Source organism: Pseudomonas sp. Xaverov 83 (assembly GCF_019352905.1).
GTDB classification, from domain to species: Bacteria; Pseudomonadota; Gammaproteobacteria; order Pseudomonadales; family Pseudomonadaceae; genus Aquipseudomonas; species Aquipseudomonas yamanorum.
This window is the reverse complement of sequence record NZ_JAAAFU010000086.1, coordinates 1-4,234: the sequence shown is the minus strand read 5'-3', so window position 1 is coordinate 4,234 and position 4,234 is coordinate 1. Positions and strand designations below refer to the sequence as shown.

The window sequence follows — 4,234 nt, the reverse complement described above, 5'->3', positions numbered from 1 at the left end:
CCCCAGCTCTGCTTCGCTGTCACTAATCCAGCGTTGCCCCGGTTGATACTGCTGCGCCATGCTGCCTGACTCCCGCCGTGAAAAAGCCGACTATTCTAACGGAACACGGCTTCCAGACCAAAAGGAATAGGTGCAGCTTCAAGCTTTAAGCTACAAGCGGCAAGAAAAAGGGCTGTATGTTCGTCGGATAGATGACGATTGGTTCACAAGTTGGCGGCTTGACGCTCAAGTCGTCACCCACGCAGCCGACAGTCTGCTGAACAGGAGACTATTAATATGCTGCCACCCATGCTGCCCTTGAGTGTTGTGCCGGTCACGTCGCAGCTTGATCCGGTGCGCCAGAAACCGGATATCCCGCCTGTGGCGCCGGTTCAACCAGGCTCCAACGAAAGCACCATCGACCTGCAAAAGCGCGACCCCGAGGAAGCAGCCCTGTTGCTGCGCGAGGAACAGCGACGCCAGCAGGAACAGCAAAAGCGCCGCCGCGAAGCCGATGAGGATTCGGAGCAGCACCTGGCCATTCCCGGCGACGAACTCAACGCCGACAACACCGTGCCGGTGGTGCCGCTGATTGAAGATGCGCCACGGCAAGGCCTGTGGGTGGACGTCGAGGTTTAATCCCGCAGTTCGTGCAGGGCGGCTACCAGTTGCTCGATATCGTGCGCGGTGTTGAGGTAGCTCACGGAGATTCGCGCCACGCTGTCCAGCTCGCGCGCCTGCATGTCCAGCGGGGTGTAGGGCACGCCGTTGGCACCGATGTTGATCCGCTTGAGCCCCATGCGCCGCTTGAGCTCAAAGGCGTCCCAGCCGGCCAGGTTGAAGGCGATCAGGCCTGACTGGTTTCCGGCAATGCCCAAATCATGCAGGGTAATGCCCTCGATCCCGCTAAGTTCTTCGCGGATCGTGTCACTTAGAAGCCGAACCGTCCGGCGAATCCGCTCAACGCCCAGTCGATTGACCTCCTGCAGTGCATTGCCCAGGCCTGCCAGCAACGCGAATGACACTTCGCTGGTTTCAAAGCGCCGGGCGTCGTTGCGCAAGTCAAAACCCGCAGGGCTCCAGGGCGCAGAAAACACATCGCGCTGGGCTGGGTTCAAACGTTCAAGAAAATCCGGACGCACATACAGCAATGCGGTTCCGCGTGGGCCGCGCAGATGCTTGCGCCCGGCGCCCTTGAGCACATCGCAGTGCAGCGTTTGCACATCCACCGGCACCTGGCCGATGGCTTGTCCGGCGTCGATGAAGTAGGCGATGCCATGACGCTTGGCCAGCGCGCCGATGGCCTCGGCAGGGTTGATCAAGCCGCTGTTGGCGGGGAGCCAGGTCAGGTCGATCAACCGCACCCGGTCGTCGAGCATGGCTTCCAGGCCAGCGACGGACACTGCACCGGTTTCATCGCAAGGGATTACCTCCACGTGCGCACCCGCTTGCACGGCCGTTTGCATGCTCGCCAGGTTGCCGCCCCATTCGTGGCGGCCCACCAGAATGCGGTCGCCCGGGTGCCATGGGCCCAGCGCCTGAAACGCCATGCTCCAGGCGGTCGAGCCGCTGCTGGCGAAGGCAATCGATGACACGGGGGCGTTGAGCAATTGGGCCGCCGCGCGACGGGCTTTCTCCGCCAGCAGCGACCCGTGCTCGCCGGCCTCCATCGGGCCGTCACGGGCTTCGCGTTGCAACTGGTCAATGATTGCGTCGAGCGTCCCCTGGCTTGGCAAGGAGGCCCCGGCGTGGTTGAAGTGGACGATGCCGGACTGGCAGCCCGGCGTTTCGTCCCGCAGCTCCCGGACCTCGGTCAGGGACAGCGCGGTCATGGCTGCAGCTCGAAAATGGCATCAACCTCCACTGCCACGCCGCCTGGCAAACTGGCGACCCCCACGGCAGTACGGACATGGCGACCTTTGTCGCCAAGGGCGTTCACCAGCAGGTTCGAGGCGCCATTGGCCACTGCGCCCTGGCGCTGGAAATCACCGCTGCTGGCGATAAACACGCCCAACCGAATGATGCGCACCAGCCGCGACAGGTCATCGCCCAAGGCATCGCTCAATTGTGCCAACAGGCCCAGTGCGGCGAGTTCGGCGGCCTTGGCGCCTTCGTCTTCGCTGATGGACTCGCCGAGTCGGCCAATGTACGTCGGCTTGCCGTCCAGCAGCGGAATTTGGCCGGAGATAAACAGTTGGTTCTGGCTGATCACGTAATTGACGTAGTTGGCGATCGGCTGGCTGGGATTGGGCAGGCTCAGGCCGAGGGCTTGTACGCGTTGCGAGATGGAGTGGCTCATGTTGAATCCTCTTGGGAAGAGTCTTCAGCATGGGCGGCGTGGTTTGGGTCGACAAACGGATAGATCTCACTCGACGTATCGAAATAACTCATGCGTCAGCACAGATTTCCCGCAGCCATTCACTGAAACAGTTGGCCGCTTGGCTGGTATCGCCTTGCGAGGTGATCAGCCAGTAACCGATCTCGCTGTGGTAGGGCGGCTGGTCGAAGGCTTCCACCAATGTGCCGTCCTTCAACCTGCGCTCGATCAGGCGGTGGCGGCCCATGGCGATGCCCTGGCCGGCGACGGCAGCTTCCACCACGATGTTGTAGTCGTGTAACAGTGCCTTGGGGTAGTGCTCCACATCCACTTGGTAATGCCGGGACCAGTCGGTCCACTCGAAAGGGCGGTGCGAGGTGGCCATCAGCAGGGGGCCGTTCTCCAGTTGGCTGGCCTTGAACGCTGGGCTGCACACCGGTGACAGGGTTTCGCTCATCAAGCGGGTGGCCTGCACGTCGGCCCAGTCGCCCTTGCCGTAGCGAATCGCCAGGTCGACCTCGGCGGCGGCGACATCTGCCAGTTGAATCGCGGGTACCAACTCCACCTGGATGTGCGGGTAGCGGCTAAGAAACCCGGCCAGGCGCGGCGCCAGCCACAAGGTGGCGAACGAGGCGAGCAGGCCGACGCGCAGCACGGTGGTGGCGGGTGGCGTTTGTTGCTGGCGGGTAGCGGCGGCGATGACGTCGAGGGCGGGGCGGATTTGGTCGTAGTAGTGTTGGCCGTCTTCAGTCAGATCGATGGCGCGGGTGCGTCGGATAAATAGAGGCTTGCCCAGATGCTGTTCGAGCTTCTGCACTTGATGGCTGAGGGCGCTTTGGGTCACCGACAGTTCGGCGGCAGCCTTGATAAAACTCAGATGCCGGGCCACGGCTTCAAAGGCGCGCAGGGCCAGGAGTGGGGGAAGGTCCTTGTGCAGTGCCACGTCGAACGCTCTGTGTGAGGGTTGGGATGGGGTGATTTTGCGGGCAAATGCGCGGGATGACACCGATTTTGTTTACGTGGGATTGGCGCAGGACGCATTATTGGGGCATCCCAGCCATTACGTAAGCCAAGCCATGAGTGACGATGACAAACTGATAGACCTGAATGCTGAACGGGCCAAACGTGTCCATGATCTGAATGACAAACGACTGAATGAAGTGCGTCAGGCGTTTGAGCAGGCGATGCCGTTGGGTAAGGCCAAGAAAAAGCCGAAAAACAAACCGAAAAAGCGTTGATATAGCCTGCATCGTTTGATGCAGGTCAGTTATTTCCCTTCTTTACGCCCCGTCGCGGGCGACATTGATCCTCGTCAATTTCTTCTTTCGTCTTCTTGGTTAACTTAGCCCTATCGCAACAGGGCAAGTGCAGGAGGCCGGTCATGTTTTTCGATAATGTGGTATTTGCCGGAGTGCTGACGGTTGGCCTCATGGTGATGTTCTTTGTAGGGTTTGGAATTTTTATCTGGAAAGACGCTAACAAGCGTAAGAAGCCTTAGGTCTTTTCGGGATACATGAGCACGCAAGGCATTTTGGGCGACTTCGGTCGCCTTTTTTTTGTTTTGGATTTAGTGGTGGGGTGTGGGTGTATATCCGTTATTTAGGTAACGGCCACTTATGGTTTCGCTCTTACAGCGAGCCACTTTTTTACAAACGCCTAAAAAAGTAACCAAAAAACGCTTTGCCCCACCACTCGGTGCCTCGCCCAGGCTCGGCATGCCCGCACTCCGGCCCGGCTCCGCGGGTCGCTCCACCGTGCCTACTTGCGGCCATCGTGGTTAACGGGGCCCGCAGATCAAAGTCAAAAGCAGATCAAAAGCACGCAGCCTCGCTGGCGCTCGACAGCTGCTACGGGCGGGGTGGCTCTGTTTTTCTGTGGGAGCTGGCTTGCCTGCGATGCAGACAACTCGGTTTTTCAGACACACCGAGGTGATGCCAT

Annotated in this window: 6 protein-coding genes; 3 read left to right on the top strand and 3 right to left on the bottom strand. The window is 60.1% G+C overall.

Annotation, left to right across the window (positions count from 1 at the left end):
* Positions 1-276: 276 nt before the first annotated feature.
* On the top strand, positions 277-618 hold the full coding sequence (locus tag K0H47_RS28430; protein WP_063032805.1) for a hypothetical protein: 342 nt from the start codon (positions 277-279) through the stop codon (positions 616-618).
* On the opposite strand, the gene K0H47_RS28425 is transcribed toward K0H47_RS28430, so the two are convergent.
* From K0H47_RS28425 to K0H47_RS28415, 3 genes are all read right to left on the bottom strand, one after another.
* Positions 615-1,811, bottom strand: a complete 1,197-nt coding sequence (locus K0H47_RS28425; protein ID WP_219273986.1) for an aminotransferase class V-fold PLP-dependent enzyme — start codon at positions 1,809-1,811, stop codon at positions 615-617. The two genes, K0H47_RS28430 and K0H47_RS28425, sit on opposite strands and share 4 nt — an antisense overlap.
* Entirely contained in the window at positions 1,808-2,278 is a 471-nt protein-coding gene (locus K0H47_RS28420; RefSeq protein WP_219273985.1) for a RidA family protein, read from the bottom strand. The genes K0H47_RS28425 and K0H47_RS28420 overlap by 4 nt, the downstream gene beginning before the upstream one ends.
* 88 nt (positions 2,279-2,366) lie before the next feature.
* Positions 2,367-3,239 (bottom strand): LysR substrate-binding domain-containing protein, encoded by an 873-nt coding sequence (locus K0H47_RS28415; RefSeq protein ID WP_063032801.1) that lies wholly within the window; start codon positions 3,237-3,239, stop codon positions 2,367-2,369.
* Between the two features lie 133 nt (positions 3,240-3,372).
* Here K0H47_RS28415 and K0H47_RS28410 point away from each other — a divergent pair, with 133 nt between their 5' ends.
* Together K0H47_RS28410 and ccoM are read left to right on the top strand one after the other, a co-directional pair.
* Positions 3,373-3,534, top strand: coding sequence for a hypothetical protein (locus K0H47_RS28410; RefSeq protein WP_003172386.1), 162 nt, complete (start codon positions 3,373-3,375; stop codon positions 3,532-3,534).
* Positions 3,535-3,677: 143 nt separating this feature from the next.
* The gene (gene ccoM, locus K0H47_RS31335) at positions 3,678-3,794 is read left to right on the top strand and encodes a cytochrome c oxidase subunit CcoM (protein ID WP_010176679.1); all 117 of its coding nucleotides are present in this window, start codon (positions 3,678-3,680) and stop codon (positions 3,792-3,794) included.
* The last annotated feature ends 440 nt before the right edge of the window (positions 3,795-4,234 follow it).

Bases quoted from the DNA above. Each gene is read 5' to 3' on its own strand.
- K0H47_RS28430 (WP_063032805.1), top strand. From the start codon at position 277: ATGCTGCCACCCATGCTGCCCTTGAGTGTTGTGCCGGTCACGTCGCAG.
- K0H47_RS28410 (WP_003172386.1), top strand. From the start codon at position 3,373: ATGAGTGACGATGACAAACTGATAGACCTGAATGCTGAACGGGCCAAA.
- K0H47_RS28425 (WP_219273986.1), bottom strand. From the start codon at position 1,811: ATGACCGCGCTGTCCCTGACCGAGGTCCGGGAGCTGCGGGACGAAACG.
- K0H47_RS28420 (WP_219273985.1), bottom strand. From the start codon at position 2,278: ATGAGCCACTCCATCTCGCAACGCGTACAAGCCCTCGGCCTGAGCCTG.
- ccoM (WP_010176679.1), top strand. From the start codon at position 3,678: ATGTTTTTCGATAATGTGGTATTTGCCGGAGTGCTGACGGTTGGCCTC.